A 20,871-nucleotide genomic window follows, 5' to 3' on the forward strand; every position below is an offset into this window, starting at 1 on the left:
TATTTCTAGTCCTTAAAAACCTGGTTTTCCTGTTCCTGAACCCTTATAAAAGTTGTTCTTTTGGACAGTTCCTTAAGCTTCGAAGCACCTACATAAGTACATGTGGATCTTACACCTCCTAAAATATCCTTTACAGTGTCTGAAACCGGCCCTTTATAGGCTACTTTCACAGTTTTTCCTTCAGAAGCACGGTATTCTGCTACGCCTCCGGAATGTTTGTCCATGGCTGTTTTAGAACTCATTCCATAGAAAGAACGATATTTTTTACCGTTTTCTTCAATCATTTCTCCGCCACTTTCATCATGTCCGGCAAACATTCCGCCCAGCATGACGAAATCTGCACCTCCACCAAAGGCTTTTGCTACATCACCGGGAACTTTACATCCGCCATCAGCGATGATATGTCCGCCCAGTCCATGAGCCGCATCAGCACATTCTATGATTGCAGAAAGCTGAGGATATCCAACTCCGGTTTTTACTCTGGTAGTACATACTGATCCGGGGCCAATGCCTACTTTGATGATGTCTGCACCTACCAATAGAAGCTCTTCCACCATTTCTCCGGTAACCACATTTCCGGCCATAATAATTTTCTCCGGGAAATTGGCCCTTGCTTTCTTCACAAATTCAACGAAATGCTCAGAATATCCATTGGCTACATCTATACAGAGAAACTCAATTTTTGGGTGCTTTTCGAGGATCTGCTTTATTTTCTCCTCATCTGCTTTTCCTGTTCCGGTACTCAAAGCAATATACTGATGAATACTTTCAGGCTGGCTGTCCAGAAACTGGCTCCATTCAGCAGGAGTATAATGTTTATGAACTGCAGTAATAATTTTCTCTTTTGCCAGCTCTACGGCCATTTCAAAAGTTCCTACCGTATCCATATTGGCAGCAATTACGGGAACTCCTGTCCATTTTTTCTTCGTATGCTTAAAGGTAAATTCTCTTTGTAAATCAACTTCTGAACGGGATTTTAAAGTAGAACGTTTAGGGCGGAACATTACATCCTTGAACCCCAGTTTTATGTCATATTCTATACGCATTTTGTAATTATTTGTCAGAATAAAGGTAGTGAATAATATGAAATAGTGTATTTTTGAAATAATGGATTTTCCTGTAACATTTCATATTTTCGGCAAAACAATCCTTGCACATCCGCTTTTTGAGGCTGCCGGAATGTTTCTGGGCATGAGATATTATTTTTATCTGAAACGTAAGTCTAAGGAAAAACTTTCTTTCAATACTTCTGCTGCAGTTTTAATTGGTGCTACTGCCGGAGCTTTGATAGGTTCCAAGCTGATTGGTAATCTTGAAAACCCTTATGCATTATTTGAAAATTTTTCTATCAGAAAGTTTTGGTCAAACAATACTATTGTAGGCGGACTGGATTTTGGTTTAATGGGAGTAGAGCTGGCAAAAAAGATTGTACATCATAAAGAAAGTACGGGAGATCTTATTGTTTTTCCCCTGATATTGGCCATGATTATAGGCAGAATAGGGTGTTTTCTTACAGGGGTTTATGAAGAAACATATGGTATTCCTACTGATTCTGTTTTTGGAATGCATTTGGGGGACCAATATCTCAGACATCCTGTTGCCTTGTATGAAATAGCCTTTTTAATTCTTCTTTGGATTGGATTAAAGTATATTCAGAGTAGTAAAAAATACCCTTCCGGTTTTATATTTAAGCTGTTTATGCTCAGCTATTTTACATTCAGATTCCTTTTGGATTTTATAAAACCAAGGGTAGAAATCATTGGAAATATGGGTACGATTCAAATGGTGTGTATCTGTGTAATTATTTACTACATTTATAAAATTAAAAATACCGGATCTTTATATTTAAAATATTCAAGATGAAAACATTAACTATTTTAGAAGGGAATCTCAATCTGGCTGGGGTAGTGATAATGATTATTGGTGCAATTATTTTGATAGCACTGGTTTTTTCCCTCATCGTCGCTTTTATTACAAAACTTATTTATGAAAGAAAAGAAGACCGGAAATTCACCAGGAAACAATTTATCCAGACTATGCTTATCTCCCTTCTGATCTGTGGATTGATCAGCGGTTATATTTGCGGAGGACTTTAAAAAATTTGCTATGCCAGTAAGAAATTATACTTATTACGATTATACAATCAGTCTTTGCCCGGAATGTCTTAAAAGGGTAGGTGCCAAAATCATTATTGAGGATGAAACTGTTTTTATGACCAAAAGATGTCCGGATCATGGATTTTTTAAAACAAAAATAGCTTCTGATGTACAGTATTATAAAAATATAAGAAACTATAATAAAGCCTCTGAAATGCCCCTTCATTTCGGAACCGATGTGGAATATGGCTGTCCCTATGATTGTGGACTATGTGTAGATCATGAACAGCATAGCTGTCTTTCTATCGTAGAAGTTACAGATCGTTGTAATCTGACCTGTCCCACCTGTTATGCGATGTCCTCACCCCATTATGGAAGTCACAGAAGTCTGGAAGAAATTGAGGCTATGTTTGATGTTATTGTAAAAAATGAAGGGGAACCGGACGTGGTGCAGATCAGTGGAGGAGAACCTACAATCCATCCGGAATTTTTCAAAATTATGGATATTGCCAAATCAAAACCGATCAAACATCTGATGCTGAACACCAACGGAATCAGAATAGCCAATGATCCGGGATTTGCAGAACAATTGGCGACGTATGCTCCTGAGTTTGAAGTTTACCTTCAGTTTGATTCATTCAAACCTGAAGTTCTGGAAGATTTCAGAGGAAAGGATCTTACTGTAGTCAGAATGAAGGCGCTGGAAAAACTCAATGAACTTAACCTTTCTACCACATTGGTGATTGTCCTTCAAAAAGGTAAAAATATTGATGAAATAGGAAAAATTATAGAATTTGCCCTGAAACAGAAGTGCGTAAGAGGAATTACCTTCCAGCCTGTTGAAATTGCCGGAAGAAACCGGGAAGACTCTGCTCATGAAAAAATTACCTTAACGGAGGTAAGACAGGAAATTATCAATCAGTTTCCATTATTAAATTCTGATGATATTATTCCCGTTCCATGTAATCCGGACGCGCTTGCTATGGGATATATCTTGAAACTTCAGGGCGAAACAATTCCTTTAACCCGATATATCAATCCTGCAGATCTTCTGAATAATGAGTCAAGGAATACCATTGTTTACGAACAGGATAAGGGGTTGCATATGCAGCTGCTGGATATTTTCAGTACCGGAATTTCCGTAGATAAAGTTCAGCCTAAAATCAATCAGTTACTGTGCTGTCTGCCGGATGTTTGTGCTCCGGATCTTGACTATGATAACCTTTTCAGAATAATTATCATGAACTTTATGGATGCTCATGATTTTGATGTAAGAGCGGTGAAGAAGTCTTGCGTACATATTGTCAATAAAGACCTGAAGTTAATCCCTTTTGAAACCATGAACCTTTTTTACAGAGATGAAAAAAAGGCTTATCTGGAAGAGCTCAGGAAAGAAGATAAAGTATTATTTTAACAATACAAAAACAAAGCGTGAAATCCAATTTCACGCTTTTATATCTCTTTGGTTATTTTACTTCTTTTACATTTTCAAAAGTCATCACTTCTTCCAATGTTTTCATATACTCATAAGCTGTCAGGTCAAACTTTACCGGAACAATAGAAATATATCCGTTAGCCAATGCTGTTTCATCAGCATCTTCAGAGTCATCCATATTGTTGAAATAACCGGTTAGCCAGTAATATTTTTTACCGTGCGGATTGATTCTTTCGTCAAAGCTTTCTTCCCATTTGGCATTGGCCTGTTTACAGACTTTTACTCCCTTAATCTCTTCTGCTGGAAGTTTAGGAATATTTACGTTCAGTACAACTCCTTTGGGCATTGGGTTTTCCAATGTTCTTCTTACAATATTCTGAATAAATTCCTTAGCCTGACTAAAATCCGCTTCCCAGCTGAAATCCAGTAATGAGAATCCAATAGCAGGAATTCCCTCTACACCAGCTTCTACCGCAGCAGACATTGTTCCGGAATAGATTACATTGATAGAAGAATTTGCTCCGTGATTGATCCCTGAAACTACAATATCAGGTCTTCTGGTCAGAATTTTATCAAGAGCCATTTTTACACAGTCTACAGGAGTTCCGCTGCAAGAAAAATCTGTCTGCGGGCCATCCAGGGTAACTTCTTCGTAACTTAGGGTAGAATTGATAGTAATAGCGTGGCCTTTTCCACTTTGAGGAGAGTTGGGTGCTACAACCACTACTTCTCCGATTTCATTCATAAAACTGATAAGATTTCTGATACCAGGAGCTGTAATTCCGTCATCATTAGTCACCAGAATAAGTGGTCTTTCCATAAATTATCTTTAATTTTTTATTTAAATAGAATGAGTTTGTTCATTTTCAGAATTGAACAAATAGATTTTCAACACATCAAATGTAGGTAAAAATCAGACGCAATAAAATACCGGATTGGGAATGGCTGTAGCAAGAAGAGAAATAAAATTCTCATACTTTGACTAATAGAATGAAGAACAAAGCATAGATAAAGAAAAACAACTAGTGCAGAAAATAAAACTGAAATGAAGGAAATTTAATATGAATTTCATTTCAGTTTTAATTTAAGTGGTTATACAAAATAATAAACTAGTCGAGAGGTTTTCTGCCGGAAATGATATTATAAAGAATAACAATAATGGCAATGACCAGTAAAACGTGAATTAAATAACCTGTGCTCATTCCAGGAACGACTCCTAACATTCCCAATAGCCAAACAACGATGCAGATGACTGCTACTAACCATAATAAACTTTTCATGACTTAATATTTTGAATTTGTATGGTAAATTCTCTGCATATTTTATGCCTTTATGGGTTAAAATTGATTTTTGTGGTATGTGTTTTTTGTTTTTTGATTAAAAAATTAAAATCTGGATATGCCTGACAAAAGGAATGGTCAGTATCATTTTATAATGAAACTGTCTGATAATAGGAAATGACTCATACTGTCTTGATTATTTGCAAATCTCTTTAAATAAAAATGATCAAAACTGTCGATATTTGTAAATAAGGTATTAAATTTGATCATTTGTAACAGTACCAAACTTACTGCTACTAATTATTATACTTATTTTAAAAAAATTAATAAATAAAGACAGTTTATGTGGAAAAATTTCAAACTGAATAAATTTTTACTCCTGATTCCATTAACCAGTCTAATGTTTTGTTTCAACTCGCCACAGAATGACGATGAAAAGATGCAGACGATAATGGTGAGCGTAAAAAACACACTTTCTTATCTGCATTATAGCCCGAAATCTATCAATGATGCCTATTCGAAGGACGTTTATAAGCATTATTTCGAATTGGTAGATCCAGCGAAAAGATATTTTCTGCAATCTGATATGGATGAATTCAGCAAGCATGAAACCAAGCTTGATGACTATATCGGACAAGGTGATCTTACATTCTATAAGCTTACGATTGACAGACTCTACCAAAGAGTAGATGAGATTGATAAAATCACGCAGGATATTTTCAGCAAACCCATCAATCTTCAGGAAGATGAAACGCTTACTCTTGAGCCCAAACTAAAAAAAGTACCTGCCAACAAACAGGAACAGTATAATGAGTGGAAAAAATTCATCAAATACAACATCCTTCAGGAAGTTGAGTCGATGAACAGCAAAGAAGAGGCTCAGAAAGAAAAGAAAGATTCTGTTCAGAAATACAAACTGAAAGATACTATCAAGTTTAAGCCACTTACTCAGGACGAAAAGATCAAAAAAGCGACTGATGAAGTAAAAGACCTTGTAAAAGATACTTTCACAAGATTCAAAAAGAGAAAGAAAATGGATTGGTTTACCGTGTATATGAATGCGTATACAGAAGTATTCGATCCACATACAAACTATTATTCTCCAAAAGATAAAGAAGATTTTGATACTCAGTTTACAGGAAAAGTAATTGGTATAGGAGCTCTGATTCAGGAGAAAAAAGGAAATCTTTACTTAGGAGCACTTACCATTGGTGCACCGGCATGGAAATCAAAGCAGCTTTCAGAAGGAGATAAAATCCTGAAAGTAAGATCAAAACCGAAAGAAGATGCTGTAAATGTGGTAGGAATGCTTTCTGATGAAGCGGTAAGATTAATCAGAGGAGAGAAAGGAACTCCGGTAACATTAACTGTTCAGAAAAAAGACGGTACCATTAAAGATGTAACCATGATCCGTGAAGAGGTTGCTATTGAAGATACTTTTGCAAGAAGTATTGTGGTGAATACTCCAACTGGAAAAAAATACGGCTTCATCAATCTGCCAAGCTTTAATGCTGATTTTGAAAATGCCAAAGGAAGAAATGCTTCTGATGATATCAAAAATGAAATCATTAAGCTTAAAGAACAGAACATTCAGGGAATTATTCTTGACCTTAGAAATAATGGAGGAGGTTCCTTAACGGAAGTAGGAGATATCATGGGACTTTTCATGGAAGCAGGTCCTTACGTTCAGGTGAAAGACGGAAACGGTAAAATACAGACGCTTAAGAACAAAAATGAAACTCCAATCTGGACAGGTCCGTTGGTTATCATGCAAAATGAACTTTCCGCTTCAGCTTCAGAAATCCTTGCAGGAGTAATGCAGGATTATGGTAGAGCGATGATTATCGGATCTCCGCAGTCATTCGGAAAAGGTACCGTTCAGACTTTTGTTGACCTGAACAGATTCCTGAACACTGAAGATGATTTCGGATCTCTAAAACTGACAATTCAGAAGTTCTACAGAATTACCGGAGAATCTACACAGAGAAAAGGAATCGTGTCTGATATCCAGATGAAAGACTTCTTTACGTATGCTGAAGTAGGAGAACGATATGATGATTATGCACTGGCTTGGGATAAAATTCCACCTACAAAATTCCAGAAACTGAATTATTTCAACATCCAGGCGCTGGAGAAAGCAAGTGCAGACAGAATGGCTAAAAACAGCAATTATCAGTTGTTACTAGAATCTGCTCAATGGAGAGAAAAACTGGATAAAGAAGAAAATATCACTTTGAATATCACCAAGTTCAACGAGCTGATGAAGAACAGAAAATCTCAGATTGAAAAGTTCAAAGCTCTGACAAAATTTGAAAACGGACTTCAGTTTATGATGTATCCAAGTGAAATTGAAAGAGAGAAAAAAGACGAAGCTTTCAAGAAAAAATCTGAAATGTGGATCAAGAATCTGAAAAAAGATCTTTACCTGCAGGAAGCAATGAATATTGTATCAGATATGGGAGCTAAATCCTAAACATAAAAAAACCGCTAATGAAAAATTAGCGGTTTTTTATTGAATACAGTAGATTACTTAATTTCTACACATCCCACTCTTCCTCCGGCATTTCCGGTAGGCTGGGTATGGAAATCATCCGCTGCTGCATGTACAATAAGACCTTTTCCGATGATGTTTTTAGATTCATCAGTACAGCCAAGACACCACTTGTCTGTCTTGAAAGTTAATGTTGCTGTTCCGTTCTGATCAGCAACCAGGTTTCCTATATCTCCCATATGGAAGTGTTCAGCTCCCCATTTACCATGATCATTCTTGGAAGGATTCCAGTGTCCACCGGTAGACGTTCCGTCTGCTGCAGAGCAGTCTCCTTTTTCATGAATGTGTACTGCATGGATTCCAGGAGTAAGGTTGGTAATATCCAGCTTCATTGTTACTTCATTTCCATTTTGAGTAAACTTCGCTGTTCCTCCTGTCTGTGTTCCGCTTTTGGCATTTACCGAGTATGTTTTTGTTGTTCCGCACGAAACGGCAAAAACTGCAAATCCCGCCAATAATGCTAATGTTTGTACTTTCATTTGTTAAATGATTTATAGTGATTTTACGATAAATTTAAAAAAGATTTTCCAAAAGGCTTTATGATCTCACTCTTTTTTGAAAAACTTAGTTTGAATGATTGCTTTAATACAGCCTGTTTTGTCCTTAAATTCTGAAAGGTTGTCTGAAGGGTAACTTCTTTAAAAAGAGGCGAAAAAAAGCTTATTTTTAGTCTTTAGAAAGTAACCTATTAATCCAGTATCTGCAGTAAGAAAAAATAGAGCATGATTATTCTGTATACATTCATTAGTGAAGCAAATCACCAGTCTCTTCTTGACAGATATCTGCCTGTTTTTTCTCAGGAAAGTAAACAGAATATTCTGAGATACAGGAGATGGCAGGATGCTCAGCTTTCCTTGCTGGGAAAAATCCTTTTACAATATGGATTAAAGACTTTTTATAACATTTCTGATATTGAAACAGGTGTTCTCACTAACAAAAAACCTTATTTAAAAGGAAATGATCTTCATTTTAATATATCCCATTCCAAAGACCTTGTTGCCTGTGCTATTGCAGAATATCCCTTGGGAATAGATGTTGAATTTAATGATCAGAAAATTAGCTATCAGGATTTTATATTTCAAATGACCGACAAAGAGCTTCAGGAAATCCAAAATTCTGAGGATAAGATGAAACAATTTTTCATGTATTGGACACGAAAAGAAGCCGTAATAAAGGCCCACGGAGCCGGAATGATGCTTCCTCTGGATTCTTTTGAAATAATAAATAATGAATGCCGTATTATGGATGAAAAGTTCTTTACCAAAGAGATTTTCATTCATGAAGAGTATCATAGCTGTATTGCCTCTTCAGATCAGAAAATTAAAGAAGTGATGCCGATTATTAAATGCATTGAAGAAGATATTTTACTATAAAAAATGAAACAGGGCTCTGATAATAGCAATAAAAGACAACTTAATTCCGCTATGGAAAAATATCTTTGTGAACTAACAACTTTGAAGTGGAAGAATATAAAATACGGATTGTAAAAATAATTCAATATATTGATAGTCATATTGATGCGAATCTGTCTCTGGAAAAAGTTTCAGAGGTAAGTGCCTATTCACCGTTTCATTTTCACAGAATATTTAAGCTGGTTACAGGGGAAACCCTTCAGAATTATATTACCAGAAAGAAAATAGAAAAAAGTGCCCTTCATCTGGCGGTTCATAAAAATAGGGAAATCAAAGATATCTATTGGGATCTGGGTTTCTCTAACCATTCAGTTTTTTGCAAGACATTTAAAAAATATTATGGTCTTGCTCCAACAAAATTCCGCCAATCAGCTCCTGAGAATTTTTGTAAGATTATACAAAAACAAAGCAAGAATGGACAAGTGGATACAGTTTTCAGCCAATACATTTGTAATATTGAAAACCTGTTAAACTGGACTAAAATGAATTTAAAAATCGAAGTAAAACAAATGCCTGAAATGAATCTGGCATCCGTGATGAGCTTTGGAATAGGTAACGTAGAGCCTTCTTTCAACCATTTAATAGAATGGGCAAAAAGCAAAAACCTTTTTCCACGGGAGAATCTGAAAATGATTTCTGTGTATCATGACAGCTGCAAAATAACACCTCTCGATAAAGTCAGAATCCATGCCTGTATGCTTTTGGATGAAAGACTCTCAAAACACGAGGGCGAAATATTTCCCGAAACAATACATGGCGGAAAATACATTGTGGGAAGCGGTGAAGTTACTCTCGCCGACTTTGAGCAGTGCTGGGTTTCTTTGTTTTTATGGATGAATGAAAACAATTATTCTACAAGAAGAACCTTTCCCTATGAAATCTATCACACCAATTTTAAAGAACATCCGGAGGGAAAGATGATCGTGGATTTTTGTATTCCGGTTCAGTAATTACCATTCGGAAGCAAAAGAATGCCTTTCGGTAATAATTTTTTTACAAAAAGGTATTTCTCATCCTATTTTTGATCCAGAAAACAATAAAAATGAAAACACAAGGACAAAACATCCTGTTTCTGATTCTCCTTCTCACCTCCATTATGGGATATTCCCAGGTGAAAATATCAGGAAAAGTATCCTTCAAAAATAAAGGAATAAGTGAAGTAAACGTGACTTTAAAAGATACCTATGACGGTGCTACCACAGATGCTCAGGGTAATTTTACCTTTGAAACTTCGGAAAAAGGACCTCACAAAATAACGTTTGCCCATCCTAAATATGAAAATGTAGAAAGAGATATTTCTATTGAAAACCAAGATGTTTCGCTGAATATTGATCTTAAAGAGCAGATCAGCGAGATTGATGCAGTAGTGGTTTCTGCCGGATCTATTGAAGCCAGCGATAAGAAAAGAGCAACAGCGCTGCTTACTCCCATTGATATTTATACAACGGCAGGAGCAGACGGACAGATTTCTTCAGCATTGACCTATCTTCCGGGAGTGCAGAAAGTAGGAGGGACGGAAGGACTGTTTATCCGTGGAGGTACAGGAACGGAATCTAAAATTTTTATGGACGGTAGTCTTATCAACAATTATTTTTCCAACTCTGTTCCGGGGATTGCTGGAAGAGATCAGTTCAATACTTCTCTTTTTAAAGGAAATATCTTCTCAAGTGGTGGCTATTCTGCGCTGTACGGGCAGGCTCTTTCCGGGGCATTGATGCTGGAAAGTGTCGATCTTCCGGATGAAACTTCCTTTAATTTTGGTATTTCTCCTATTTTCCTGAGCGCAGGATTTCAAAAGTTAGGAGACAATAAAAACTATTCCTATGGCGCTACAGCAGGATATTCTCTTTTAAGCCTGATGCAGAAGGTCTTTAATTTTAATACTGATTTTGTAGAAGCGCCACAAGGTCTTAACGGAGATATGAATTTCAGATTTAAAACAAAGTCAGGAGGCTTTTTTAAATATTACGGAATGTTCAATTCCAATAAAATGGGGGTAAGATCAGAAAGTCTTGAACCCGGATATGATTTCAGTCTGGTAAAACTTAATGGTAAAAATACATTTCACAACCTCTCTTTTAAGCAGAAATTCGGAAAATACCTTTTGAATGTAGGCGGTTCTTACTCTTACAACAGATCAGATCTTCATTTTTCTACAGAAACCAATGACGTTGAATCCAACAGAAGCCAACTTCTTACCGATGGAAATTATCTGAATTTCAAAGCTGTTCTTGAAAGAAAAATCAACAGAATCAGTGCAGTAAGAGGAGGAATTGAACTGAATAATACCGATGAAAATCTGAATTTTGAAGCTGTACAGAAACATTATACAGATTTAATCTCTGCGGCCTTCGTGGAAACGGATCTTGGATTCAGTAATGCATTGTCAGCGAAGATAGGAGTAAGAGCAGAGCATTCCTCATTTTTAGGAAAGAACAATATTGCTCCTCGTTTTGCGATCGCATACCGCCTTGCAAAAGATTGGACAACCTCATTAGCGTACGGACTTTTCTACCAAAACCCGGAAAGCAAGTACATCAATGGTCCTGCAAATCTTGGCTTTCAGCAATCTCAACATTATATTTTTCAGGTTCAGAGAGCTTCAGAGGGCAGAACTCTACGTTTTGAAGCGTTTTACAAAAAATACGATCAGTTGATCAAAACTTTTAATATTAACCCGGATAAGGAGCAAAATCAGCAAACTCAGTCTGCTTTAAACAACAGTGGATACGGATATGCAAAAGGAGTGGAATTCTTCTGGAGAGATAATAAAAAAACATTTGAAAATATTGATTATTGGATCAGTTACTCATACCTGGATTCAAAAAGAGATTTTCTTAATTATCCGGTAAGCCTGCAGCCAAGTTTTGCCGCTGAACATACCCTTTCGGCAGTGGCTAAAAGATTTATTCCGGAATGGAAACTTGGAGTGAATTTATCTTATACGTATGCAAAAGGACGTCCTTACTACGATATCGCTTCCAAATTTGAAAACGGACAGACTGTTAACTATACCCGAACAGAAGGAAGATTAAAAGATTACAACGCTTTGAATTTCAGTATTAATTATCTTCCCAATATCGGTAAAAAAGATGCAAAAGCATTTCCGGTATTTGTATTGAGTATCAGTAATATTTTAGGGTCAAAAAATGTATATGGTTACAATTTCTCTGCTAATGGATCCAGAAGCTCAGCCATCGTTCCGCCAGTCAACACTTTTGTATTCATCGGAGCATTTATAAGTTTTGGAGTAGACAAAACAGATGATGCCATCAATAATAATTTATAAAAACATATCTTAGAACAAACAAACATAACTCACTTTTAAAATTTGATATCATGAAAAAATACCTTTTAAGTTTTGCTTTAGCTTTTGTGAGCTTAACAGCTTTTGCACAGGCAGATTATGACAAAATTATGTCTGAAAAAATAGCCAGAATAGAGACCTGCAAAACCTCAGAAGATTTCCAGACTCTGGCAAATGATTTCCAGAGAATAGGAAGTAAAGAAAGCACAAAATGGCTTCCTGCTTACTATGCTGCATTTTCTTATATCCAAAAAGGAAGAACCCTGATGAGAGACGGCAAAATGCAGGAATTGGATGGTATCGCAGATCAGGCTGAAAAACACCTTTCTATGGCTCAGAATCTTGCCGGAACTGATAATGCGGAAATACACTTACTGAGAAAAATGTCTTATTCCCTGAGAATGATGGTGAACCCTGCACAACGTTATATGACAGATGGTGCCAGAGCTGCTGAGGAAATGAGCATTGCAGAGAAATTAGATCCTTCAAATCCGAGAATTGCTCTTATCAAGGCAGAAGATGTGTATTTTACACCGGAACAGTACGGAGGAAGCAAAACCAAAGGATTGGAAATGTTTAAAGATGCTCAGGCAAAATTTAAAGCATACAAACCTAAGACGGCTTTAGATCCCAGCTGGGGAAAAGGAGAAGCAGATTATTTCTTAAGCTTACCTGTTGAAAAAGCAAAATAGTTTTCACTGTATTTATATCCATTAACCTTCATTCGTGAAGGTTTTTTTATACCGTTCAGAGAAGAAAATCAGCCCTTCGGTAACAATTAATTTTTGATACCTTTAATAAAAACTAATTTTGAGTCAAGAAAACAGATCATGAAGCGTAAATACTTTAAAATATTACTTTGGACGTCATTAGGAACCACTTTGTTTTTCTTTTTATTTTTTAATAATGAAAAGACTTTGCAGACTTTTCTGATCACGCTGCTTCTTTCAACCATGTATTCTTTTGTATTGGGATTTGGAAACGGATTTATCAATGAATTCCTCAACAAAAAGTTTCCCTGGTCAGAAGCGACCCGAACGAGAGCTGTTCTAAGTATTATTTCTATCATCATCGGGAACTTTATTTTGGTCTATTTCTGCAATTACATGAACTATGTGGTGATTCAGAAAACGGCTACTATACAAGAGTTTTTCTCTTCAAAGTATGGGGTAACCAATTGGTTCATGATTAATATTGCTCTTCTGATCTCTGCTTTTCTTCATGCTAAGAGCTTTATGGAAGAGCTTAAAAAGAATTCCAGAAAAGAAGTCGTAGAGCAGAAGCTTATTGCCAAATCAGCAAATGCCCAGTTTGAAAGTTTAAAAAATCAGCTGGATCCTCACTTTCTATTCAATTCTCTGAATGTTTTAAGCTCACTAATCGATGAAAATCCGCGCCAGGCTCAGAAGTTTACTGCTTCAATGTCAAAGATTTACCGGTATGTACTTGAACAGAAAGATAAAGAGCTGGTAACAGTAGAAGATGAAATAGAATTTGCCAAAACCTATTGTGAACTTTTAAAAACAAGGTTTGAAGACAGTGTAGATTTCACTTTTGATGTTCCCAAGGAAGACTATCAGAAATATGTAGTTCCATTGGCGTTGCAGTTACTGTTGGAAAACTGTATCAAGCACAATTTTGCGACATCATCAAAACCTTTGACCATCAGAATTTTTTCAGACGGAAATACGCTTTGCATTGAAAATAATCTGCAGGTGAGAGAACAGATCAAAGAAAGCTCGGGAATTGGTCTTGCTAACATTGTACAGCGTTATTCCCTTCTTACAGAACGAAATGTATTCATAGAAAAATCCGAAGATCATTTTAAAGTAAGACTTCCAATGCTGATGGCTAAACCACAAGTTTCCACCTCGAAACCTGAAGATGATTCTGCGGCTTATCAACGGGCGCAAAAGAGAGTAAAAGAGATTAAGAGTTTTTATATGAACCTTATTTCTTACTGTACCATAAGTGCCTTTTTAATCTTTATTAATCTTTTTACGAGCAACAGAAATCATTGGTTCTGGTTTCCTGTATTGGGATGGGGAATAGGCGTTGCTTCCCACGCATTTCAGGTGTTTGGAGTAGGAGAATCCTGGCAGGAAAAGAAGATTCGTGAAATTATGAACAAACAAAAAAAATAGAACCATGGGAACATTTAACGAAAACGATATTGAATATCAACGGGCAAGAAGGCAAGTAGAAAGACTGCGTGGATTTTACGGACATTTATTTGCTTATATCGCAGTGAATGCTCTGATTGTTGTCTATAATTGTATGCACCTGAAATCTGGTGAAAGTTATTTTCAGTTCAAAAACTTTTTCACAGCAACTTTCTGGGGAATAGGGCTTGCAGCCCATGCGGTTACCGTTTTTCTGCCCCAGGTTAATTTTATCAGAAAATGGGAAGATAAGAAGATCAAGGAACTGATGGATAAACAGAAAGATCACTAAAGAAATTGTCTTTTTCAAAATACTTTTAACTTTAAATTTATTGAAGATGAATACTTTGTCAACTCTGTTTTATATTTCAATGGCCGCTTGGTTTCTCTCGGAATTTCTGTACAAGAATATGCTGAAATCCGGTAAAGAAGATCAAAAGAACAAAGATAAATCAACCTTGAATATCTTATGGCTGGCCATTCCATTTTCTATTGCAAGTTCAATATTCATGTCCTATAATACTCATTTTCCGATGGCTGGCGGTAGTTGGATTCTATATCTTGGTGAGTTTTTTATTCTTATCGGGATTATTGTCAGATATGTAATCATCAGATCTCTGGGAAAATATTTTACTGTAGATGTTACCATAAGACAGGATCATAGAATCAAAAAAGAAGGATTTTATAAATATCTGAGACATCCTTCCTATGCTTTTTCTCTGCTGACCTCTCTTGGGCTAGGTTTGTATTTGAATAACTGGCTGTCATTACTCTTTGCTTTTGTACCTCCGTTTTTGGCTTTTGCCTACAGGATTAAGATCGAAGAGCAGGCTTTGGTAGAACAGTTTGGCGATGAGTATCTTGAATACAGAAAAAGCACAAAGAAACTGATCCCTTTTATCTATTAATGACAGGTTTTTACGATTCGGCTAGCATAATCTACCATTCGGTAATGTAAAATTGATTTGTGCCCTTTTCCTGAACTACCTTTGATTCAAGAAAAAACAAATTAACCTTTTAAAAACAAAACATTATGGAAATTTTACCAAATAAAGAGACGATTGCTTACAGAAAAGCATCCAGAAGAGTAAAAGAATTAAAAGAGTTTTACGGAAACCTTACTTCTTATTGTATTGTGATTCCATTTCTAGCAATACTGAACCTTATGACAGCTCCCGGATACTTATGGTTTTTATGGCCTGCACTGGGATGGGGAATAGGAATTGCATTTCATGCCATCAGCGTATTTGGAATCGGAAAAAGCTGGGAAGAAAGAAAAATAAAAGAACTGATGGAGAAAGAGGAAAAAGAGAAAATAAAAAAATTCTAACAATAATCATAACTAAAAACTTACACGATCATGGATTACGAAACTGCTAGTACAAAAACGAACAACATTAGAAAATTCTATAAAAGCATTTTTATATTTGCCATCTTCGCTCTTCTTCTCATTCCTGATGATATTTTTGGCGAAAAGATGATTAGCTTTCATTGGTTTGACAGATATACCCTCCTTGGAATTTGGGCATTTATCATTCTTGTAAAAGCTGCAAAACTGTTTCTTTTTGATTCCGAATGGGAAAAAGACATGATTGAAAAAGAGCTTAAAAAAGAGAAAAAGCCAATAAACTATTAAAATCTGTCCACTTTTATCTAACTTTATTTCCCAAAATCTGAAAACCAAAATTAAAACTCAATGATCAAAACTGTCATCATAGAAGACGAAAAACCTGCTTCAAGGAAATTAGAGAGAATGTTGAATAATTTTCCTGAAATAGAGATAGTTGCCAAAATAGAATCGGTGGAAGAAGGAGTTGCCTGGTTTTCTGAAAACGAACATCCGCAGCTGATTTTTTCAGATATTGTTTTGGGTGACGGACTGTCTTTTGATATCTTTGAAAAAGCACCTACCAAAGGTTTCATTATTTATACGACAGCCTTTGACCAATATACCTTGAAAGCCTTTAAGCTGAACAGCATTGATTATCTTTTAAAACCTATTCTTGATGAAGACCTGGAAGGAGCCGTGGAGAAATTTAAATCCTTTATTCCTGCCAATGACACCAATGGTTCTCAGGATATCAAACAGTTAATGAGAAAAGAAAAATCTACCCTTTCTAGAGTTCTGGTTAAAATAGGCTATAACCTTAAGATTATACAAACCCATGAGATAAGCTGTTTTTTCAGTGAGAATAAAATCGTTTATCTTCAGACGGAAGACCGTACTTATCCATCAGATTTTACCCTTGATGAGCTGGAAGATGTTCTGGATACAAAAAAGTTTTTCCGTGTCAATAGGCAGTTTATTATCAGTTCAGATTATATTAAAAATATCCATACTTCACCTTACTACAAAGTGGACCTTGAGTTTCAGCCTGAAGAGGAAATAACTGTCAGCAGAGACCGTGTAAAAGATTTTAAAGACTGGCTGGTCAGTTGATAAAAATTAACCTAAAACAAACACCATGGATCTTATATTATTATTTTTTAAACTATTCCTTTCGCTATTTTATCCCTGAAATGGTGACCTAATTAATTCATATAAAAATCACTGGCAGATTTTACAAACTGATGAAAGGCTTCCGTAACTTCTTTCTTATGTTTATGGGTAAGAGGAAAAGGAACCATATGGGAATATTCAAACGGGAAATCCTTGATTTCAATGTCTACATTGATATTCCTGTAGCCGCCCTTCAATGTATTTAAAGCTTCTATCGGAGGGGCAACACTGTCTTTTTCCAAAACATAGGCTTTGATCTGGGATTGGATTTCCTGAATTCTTTCCTCCCTTTCCTTCTGAAAATAATTGTAGCGAAGCATTTTTTTGAACCAGCTTTCCTGTGGATGTAAAGCTTCAGTCTGATAATGTTTCAAACGTGGATCCGATTTAAAATCAGAGCTTAATAATTCAGTAAAAACAGATTGCATTTTAACGGTTGCCTGAGTATCCATGATATATTTGGATATAGGAAACATCCTGTCGATCGTCATTCCTCCACAAAAACAAAACACTTTTGATCGGGTAAAATAATGATGGGGATCTGCCATTTTGATAATCAGAGCCAGAAATGATCCTATCGAATATCCAAATAAATCCAGTTTTGCATCCGGAGCAATACTTTTAAGATGACCGTTTTTAACACTTTTTACCACTTCCGTAATATCAGAATAGGTCTGCAGACCGGACCAGAACATTCTTTGAGGATGAGCTTCCAGTCTGGAACTTATGGCAGCATTCACATAAGAGTAATTCATGTTTTCCGGATACTTTTTCTTCCTGAAATTTACCACTTCCATCATGTGATGGCGGTCACTCCATATCGGTTCTGCACGATCCATATGAAAAGCAATAGGAAATAATATGATGGCTTTTTGTGTTCTTTGGGCCAGTTCATATGCCCAAGGAAGATACTTATCCCATTTCTTTTCATTTAGGCCATGAAAGAAAAGGATAACTTCTTTAGCTGTTTCTATATCTGCTCTCTTCAGGATATGATATTCAAACTTTTTATTGCATTCAATATCAAAATCTTTGATATCTACTGCAGGCTGGCTATAAAAGAGATAGCCGTTTTTGTTGATTTCAAGTGTTTGCTGATGCTTGTGGCAATGTTGATTTTCTGAACCGTAAAGCAGGTCGCAAACCTTAGATTCAAATGAAATTGATTCAATGCTTAGATTCAGTTCTTTAAGTTCAGCCCTGTTTTTTCCGGAATCAAAATGATTTTTCAAAACTTCATACAATTCATAATATTCCATAGCATAGCGATTGAAAGGTTCATGTTTAGAACTATCAAGTTAGATAAATATTGTGGTAATGAATTGATTTTTAGGATCTAAATGTATTCTAAGCATAGAAGAATTACAATAAACCCCGAAACAGTTTTATTCCGGGGTCTTGATATATAGATTGATAATGATGTTTATTTTTATAGCTTTCCATTGGTTTTAACACCATATTTCTGTACAGTGATAGCAGTGATAGCCATCATAACGATACATAACATAAGGTCAGCTTTCTCAGGGCGAAAAATTTCCTGATAGATATTGTATCCAACGAGCATGGACACGAAGAAAATAAGTGCATTATTGGCAGATGTATATGGGGGTTTGATTGTTGTTTTCATAGTGATGGTATATTGTTGTTTAATCAGTAAGTATATCAACTTTAAAAACGTTACAATAATTTTTCAATATCTCTAAAAATTTCACTCTTTTATTGTTTAACTATCTGTAATCAATCCTGTTAGATTCTGTGTCTTCAAGTTGTTTTACAATTGATTCTGGGATCTCATCACTGTCAATGGGAAAACTGATAGAATCAGAAATAAAGTTTTTTCTGTCCGCTTTTCTGAAAATTTCAAACAAAGCAATAGGCTCCTGGTTGAAACTGATGCAGGTACTTATGAAGTGGATTTCGTGGAGTTTATAGTCCGGATTCTTAAGTTTTTCTTTAATGTCCTTTATCCTTGAAATGAAATGCCTTTGACGAATAAATGTATTGCTGTTCATGATGATAAACACATAATCCGAATAAGCGGTTACCTTTCCGAAATATTTATGGTGATCGCCACCGCTTCTTTCAATAAAATATTCTCCGGTGGTTTCAGACTTGTAAATTTCCATGGCAGAACGCCATATGCGGTCTTCTTTTGCCATCAAAGGATTATCGGGCAGATTTCTGTTGTAAGAATACCAGCAGCCTATTAAACGGTCTAAAAGCGCGGTATTCATATTGGCATTATTCATATCAATCCTCAGATCATTGAAATTAAATGCTTCCGTATTGGAGTTAATAAAATCTATGTAATTTGAATAACCCAAAACCTTGACAATTAAACTCAGTTTAGCAAGGTTGGGTCTGCTCAGAACTGCATTTTCATTCTGTCTGAATTTCTTCAGCTTATTGATAATCAGATGCTCATAGAGATAATTAGTACCCAAAAGATCTGGCTTTTTTTTGATCTCTTTTTCTGAATGATCATTGATAATCAGTTCATTCAGTTCAGCACTTATATAAGACCATTCAGTTTTGGTAACGTCTTCCCAATGATTTTTCTTTAAAAATTGCCTGCTTAAGAAATTCATAAGCTTTTCAAGATGCAGAATATCTTCCTTTTTCATGGTGTTTATTTGTAAGACTAATTTAAGATTTTTATCAAACTAAAAAAGATTTTTGAAAGACTTTTATATTGTATAATCCATTGATATTTGAATAGAAAACAAAAATCAAAACAATGGAAACAAAAATGATAGTAAAAGACGAATCTCTTTGGAGCCGCATACAGGAATTTTCTCTGGATGTTCCCGGTGTCGAGTTCCCTTTCTCAAAAAAACTAGCAAAGGAAGAACGCTGGAGTCTTGATTTCACACGAAAAGCAATTGAAGAATACAAAAAGTTTGTTTATCTCTGTTGTACTCTTCCCCATGGAGCTTCTCCCAGTAAGATAGTTGATAAGGTTTGGCATATGCATCTTATCTATACCCAGAATTATTGGGAAGAATTCTGTCCGCATATTTTAAAAAAAACACTTCATCATCATCCTTCGAAAGGTGGCTATGCGGAAAAAGAAAAACATCAGAACTGGTTTGAAGATACTTTAACAGGTTATCGGCAGATTTTTCAGCAAGAAGCACCAGACGAAATCTGGAGAGAGAGTAAGAAAAAGTCAAAAGTACAATCCTGGCTGAGAAGAATGGCCTTCTTTGCTCCCATATTTGTGTTACTGCTTCTATTTTCGTGTACAGAAGGAGATAATTTTTCAGGATTAATGGTTACTGGAGTCGTATTTGGGATTATTTTCATTCTGGGAACAATCGTTTCAATTATAGGAGATCAGGAGGTTTCTGATCCTAACAGAAAAGATAAGCAAAACAATGACGGAGGAAGTTGTGGCGGATCAAGCTGCAGCGGCGGAGGTGGTTGTGGAGGCGGCTGCGGTGGTTGTGGGGGCTGTGGAGGATAATAAAACTAATTATTATGAAAAAACTCATCATTCATTCAGTTCCGGTTGTGATAAGCTTTATATGGCTTATGGCAGTAACGCAGACATTTAATCCGATTATTCTTAAAGGTCCAGACTTTCTGAGGTTCTATCTTATCCTGGTTTTTGGATTTTATGCTTCGCTTTTCATTCTAAATTCTTTGAAAGAAACCATTTCGGGAACGACATTTTATTTTGTGGGATTAATTTTCTTATTGGGAATTATCAAGTTTGTCAGAGGCATCATATTGGGAAAACCAGTTGGATTTCTGGTTATGATCTTAATAGCAGAATGTATTGTTACATTGATTTTTATCTCAGGTCATGTCAATGAAAAGATAAAGTAGAATCTATTGTTAAAAACAAACCCGAAACAGAAATGTTCCGGGCTTTATCATGTGTTGTTGATATTAAATATCTTTCTTTTTTTCTTTTACGGGCTGATAGCCATATTTTCGAACCATAACGGAAGTCAGGACGACTAAAATAAGACTGATCGCGATATTGGAGTTTTCCGGATGTACAATGGCCTGATAAAGATTATAACCGAAAATAGAGGATACAACTGCAATCAGAATATTGTTTACATAAGCATACTGGTTTTTTGTAGATGTTTTCATAGTAGTATTTTTTATTGTTATTTA

24 protein-coding genes are annotated in these 20,871 nt (G+C 35.8%); 16 read left to right on the plus strand and 8 right to left on the minus strand.

The features are described from left to right. Positions 1–5 precede the first annotated feature (5 nt). A complete protein-coding gene (locus tag BUE84_RS23285; RefSeq protein WP_079243696.1) occupies positions 6–1,046 on the minus strand; it encodes a GMP reductase in 1,041 nt (346 codons plus the stop codon). Between the two features lie 61 nt (positions 1,047–1,107). Here BUE84_RS23285 and BUE84_RS23290 point away from each other — a divergent pair, with 61 nt between their 5' ends. The 3 genes from BUE84_RS23290 to BUE84_RS23300 are packed head-to-tail and all read left to right on the plus strand — an operon-like array spanning position 1,108 to position 3,510. Then, complete coding sequence (locus tag BUE84_RS23290) at positions 1,108–1,863, plus strand: prolipoprotein diacylglyceryl transferase (protein WP_185117005.1); 756 nt, start codon at positions 1,108–1,110, stop codon at positions 1,861–1,863. Then, on the plus strand, positions 1,860–2,096 hold the full coding sequence (locus tag BUE84_RS23295) for a hypothetical protein (RefSeq protein ID WP_079243698.1): 237 nt from the start codon (positions 1,860–1,862) through the stop codon (positions 2,094–2,096). The genes BUE84_RS23290 and BUE84_RS23295 overlap by 4 nt, the downstream gene beginning before the upstream one ends. 10 nt (positions 2,097–2,106) lie before the next feature. Continuing rightward, a complete protein-coding gene (locus BUE84_RS23300; protein ID WP_079243699.1) occupies positions 2,107–3,510 on the plus strand; it encodes a radical SAM protein in 1,404 nt (467 codons plus the stop codon). Between the two features lie 52 nt (positions 3,511–3,562). On the opposite strand, the gene surE is transcribed toward BUE84_RS23300, so the two are convergent. Continuing rightward, positions 3,563–4,351, minus strand: coding sequence for a 5'/3'-nucleotidase SurE (surE, locus tag BUE84_RS23305; RefSeq protein WP_079243700.1), 789 nt, complete (start codon positions 4,349–4,351; stop codon positions 3,563–3,565). 289 nt (positions 4,352–4,640) lie between these two features. Then, positions 4,641–4,811 (minus strand): lmo0937 family membrane protein, encoded by a 171-nt coding sequence (locus BUE84_RS24260; protein WP_110008970.1) that lies wholly within the window; start codon positions 4,809–4,811, stop codon positions 4,641–4,643. A gap of 343 nt (positions 4,812–5,154) precedes the next feature. Here BUE84_RS24260 and BUE84_RS23310 point away from each other — a divergent pair, with 343 nt between their 5' ends. Further along, on the plus strand, positions 5,155–7,284 hold the full coding sequence (locus BUE84_RS23310; RefSeq protein WP_079243701.1) for a carboxy terminal-processing peptidase: 2,130 nt from the start codon (positions 5,155–5,157) through the stop codon (positions 7,282–7,284). 53 nt (positions 7,285–7,337) lie between these two features. On the opposite strand, the gene BUE84_RS23315 is transcribed toward BUE84_RS23310, so the two are convergent. Further along, positions 7,338–7,841: a superoxide dismutase family protein gene (locus BUE84_RS23315; protein ID WP_062672846.1), complete on the minus strand. Its 504-nt coding sequence runs from the start codon at positions 7,839–7,841 to the stop codon at positions 7,338–7,340. 243 nt (positions 7,842–8,084) lie between these two features. Here BUE84_RS23315 and BUE84_RS23320 point away from each other — a divergent pair, with 243 nt between their 5' ends. The 10 genes from BUE84_RS23320 to BUE84_RS23365 all read left to right on the plus strand — a co-directional run bounded on the left by BUE84_RS23320 (position 8,085) and on the right by BUE84_RS23365 (position 16,683). Next, on the plus strand, positions 8,085–8,735 hold the full coding sequence (locus BUE84_RS23320; protein WP_079243702.1) for a 4'-phosphopantetheinyl transferase family protein: 651 nt from the start codon (positions 8,085–8,087) through the stop codon (positions 8,733–8,735). Between the two features lie 86 nt (positions 8,736–8,821). Beyond that, a complete protein-coding gene (locus BUE84_RS23325; protein WP_079243703.1) occupies positions 8,822–9,724 on the plus strand; it encodes a GyrI-like domain-containing protein in 903 nt (300 codons plus the stop codon). Positions 9,725–9,816: 92 nt separating this feature from the next. Then, positions 9,817–12,063 carry a TonB-dependent receptor gene (locus BUE84_RS23330; RefSeq protein WP_079243704.1) on the plus strand — a complete coding sequence of 749 codons (2,247 nt, stop codon included), beginning with the start codon at positions 9,817–9,819 and terminating at the stop codon, positions 12,061–12,063. A 50-nt stretch (positions 12,064–12,113) separates the two neighbouring features. Further along, complete coding sequence (locus BUE84_RS23335) at positions 12,114–12,773, plus strand: hypothetical protein (RefSeq protein ID WP_079243705.1); 660 nt, start codon at positions 12,114–12,116, stop codon at positions 12,771–12,773. A 138-nt stretch (positions 12,774–12,911) separates the two neighbouring features. Then, positions 12,912–14,225, plus strand: a complete 1,314-nt coding sequence (locus BUE84_RS23340; protein ID WP_079243706.1) for a 2TM domain-containing protein — start codon at positions 12,912–12,914, stop codon at positions 14,223–14,225. 4 nt (positions 14,226–14,229) lie between these two features. After that, a complete protein-coding gene (locus BUE84_RS23345) occupies positions 14,230–14,535 on the plus strand; it encodes a 2TM domain-containing protein (RefSeq protein ID WP_079243707.1) in 306 nt (101 codons plus the stop codon). 46 nt (positions 14,536–14,581) lie between these two features. Further along, a complete protein-coding gene (locus BUE84_RS23350) occupies positions 14,582–15,151 on the plus strand; it encodes a methyltransferase family protein (protein WP_079243708.1) in 570 nt (189 codons plus the stop codon). A 125-nt stretch (positions 15,152–15,276) separates the two neighbouring features. After that, complete coding sequence (locus BUE84_RS23355) at positions 15,277–15,573, plus strand: 2TM domain-containing protein (RefSeq protein WP_079243709.1); 297 nt, start codon at positions 15,277–15,279, stop codon at positions 15,571–15,573. A gap of 30 nt (positions 15,574–15,603) precedes the next feature. After that, the gene (locus tag BUE84_RS23360; RefSeq protein ID WP_079243710.1) at positions 15,604–15,879 is read left to right on the plus strand and encodes a 2TM domain-containing protein; all 276 of its coding nucleotides are present in this window, start codon (positions 15,604–15,606) and stop codon (positions 15,877–15,879) included. Positions 15,880–15,939: 60 nt separating this feature from the next. Further along, positions 15,940–16,683, plus strand: coding sequence for a LytR/AlgR family response regulator transcription factor (locus BUE84_RS23365; RefSeq protein ID WP_079243711.1), 744 nt, complete (start codon positions 15,940–15,942; stop codon positions 16,681–16,683). Positions 16,684–16,775: 92 nt separating this feature from the next. Here the strand turns inward: BUE84_RS23365 and BUE84_RS23370 are convergent, their stop codons facing one another. The 3 genes from BUE84_RS23370 to BUE84_RS23375 all read right to left on the minus strand — a co-directional run bounded on the left by BUE84_RS23370 (position 16,776) and on the right by BUE84_RS23375 (position 19,367). Beyond that, the gene (locus BUE84_RS23370; RefSeq protein ID WP_079243712.1) at positions 16,776–18,002 is read right to left on the minus strand and encodes a DUF6051 family protein; all 1,227 of its coding nucleotides are present in this window, start codon (positions 18,000–18,002) and stop codon (positions 16,776–16,778) included. Between the two features lie 170 nt (positions 18,003–18,172). Then, positions 18,173–18,370: a hypothetical protein gene (locus BUE84_RS24265; protein ID WP_145953323.1), complete on the minus strand. Its 198-nt coding sequence runs from the start codon at positions 18,368–18,370 to the stop codon at positions 18,173–18,175. A 100-nt stretch (positions 18,371–18,470) separates the two neighbouring features. Beyond that, the gene (locus BUE84_RS23375; protein ID WP_079243713.1) at positions 18,471–19,367 is read right to left on the minus strand and encodes a hypothetical protein; all 897 of its coding nucleotides are present in this window, start codon (positions 19,365–19,367) and stop codon (positions 18,471–18,473) included. A gap of 113 nt (positions 19,368–19,480) precedes the next feature. Here BUE84_RS23375 and BUE84_RS23380 point away from each other — a divergent pair, with 113 nt between their 5' ends. Both BUE84_RS23380 and BUE84_RS23385 read left to right on the plus strand, forming a co-directional pair. Beyond that, on the plus strand, positions 19,481–20,209 hold the full coding sequence (locus tag BUE84_RS23380) for a glycine-rich domain-containing protein (protein WP_079243714.1): 729 nt from the start codon (positions 19,481–19,483) through the stop codon (positions 20,207–20,209). Positions 20,210–20,223: 14 nt separating this feature from the next. Further along, positions 20,224–20,574 carry a hypothetical protein gene (locus BUE84_RS23385; RefSeq protein ID WP_079243715.1) on the plus strand — a complete coding sequence of 117 codons (351 nt, stop codon included), beginning with the start codon at positions 20,224–20,226 and terminating at the stop codon, positions 20,572–20,574. A 63-nt stretch (positions 20,575–20,637) separates the two neighbouring features. Here the strand turns inward: BUE84_RS23385 and BUE84_RS23390 are convergent, their stop codons facing one another. Beyond that, positions 20,638–20,847: a hypothetical protein gene (locus BUE84_RS23390; protein WP_079243716.1), complete on the minus strand. Its 210-nt coding sequence runs from the start codon at positions 20,845–20,847 to the stop codon at positions 20,638–20,640. Between the last annotated feature and the right edge of the window lie 24 nt (positions 20,848–20,871).

It is taken from the genome of Chryseobacterium indologenes (assembly GCF_002025665.1).
GTDB classification, from domain to species: Bacteria; Bacteroidota; Bacteroidia; order Flavobacteriales; family Weeksellaceae; genus Chryseobacterium; species Chryseobacterium metallicongregator.